Consider the following 825-nt stretch of genomic DNA (forward strand, 5'->3'; position numbering starts at 1 on the left):
CGATGCGCACCGCCGTCGGCACATAGCTGCGCAGCAGCATGAACGCCCGCGGATCCGCCTTGTGCGACCGCCAGGCCCGGGCCTCCTCGGGGTCGAGCACCTCCGCCGCCCCCAGCGCCCCGACGGGGACSCGGCCGGGGGGCCGCCGCTCGCCCCTCGGGTGTTCGCGTTACTCACAGGCGCAGACCTTACCCGCGCGGCTGTCCGGCGGTCGCGCCGTGCCAAGCTTGGATTCATGCAGCCTTCCGCCCCGCAGTACTCAGAACGTCTCACCGCGCCCCGTTCGTGGTGGGTCGTCACCGCTCTCTTCGGGATCTCCGGCGGTCTCGTCACCCTTCCGCTGGGAACGCTGCCCATGCTGGGCGGGCTGATCGGGGCGGCGGCGCTGGCGGGCGCGGTGGTCAGCGCCTACGGCTCGGCGCGGATCCGGGTGGTGGCCGGGTCGCTGGTCGCGGGCGACGCCCGCGTCCCCGTCGGGGCGCTGGGGGCGGCGGAGGTGCTCGACCCCGAGGAGGCCCGGGCCTGGCGGTCGCACAAGGCGGATCCGCGGGCGTTCATGCTGCTGCGCAGCTATGTGCCGACGGCGGTGCGCATCGAGGTCACCGATCCCGCGGACCCGACGCCGTACGTCTACCTGTCGACGCGCCACCCCGAGGAGCTGGCCGCGGCGCTGGCCGCGGTGCGGACGGCCGAGGCCGCCTGAGTCCCTGCGCTCCGGGCTCCCTGCGGGGACCGGTTGCGCGAGGGCGCCGCACGCAGGCTCCGCGGATGCCCGTCATGAGGCCATGAGGGCGGGCGGGGCCCGCCCGGTGGTCACCGCGGGGG

General features: G+C 76.0%; 1 protein-coding gene and 1 pseudogene. One reads left to right on the forward strand and one right to left on the reverse strand.

Annotated elements, in window-relative coordinates; translation table 11 throughout:
• Nucleotides 1–130: pseudogene (locus tag EAO77_RS35595) on the reverse strand (DUF3093 family protein); the annotation flags it as partial.
• A 105-nt stretch (nt 131–235) separates the two neighbouring features.
• Here EAO77_RS35595 and EAO77_RS35600 point away from each other — a divergent pair.
• Nucleotides 236–703 (forward strand): DUF3093 domain-containing protein, encoded by a 468-nt coding sequence (locus tag EAO77_RS35600; protein ID WP_147992458.1) that lies wholly within the window; start codon nt 236–238, stop codon nt 701–703.
• Nucleotides 704–825: the final 122 nt, after the last annotated feature.

Source organism: Streptomyces sp. T39 (assembly GCF_008042045.1).
Classification (GTDB): domain Bacteria; phylum Actinomycetota; class Actinomycetes; order Streptomycetales; family Streptomycetaceae; genus Streptomyces.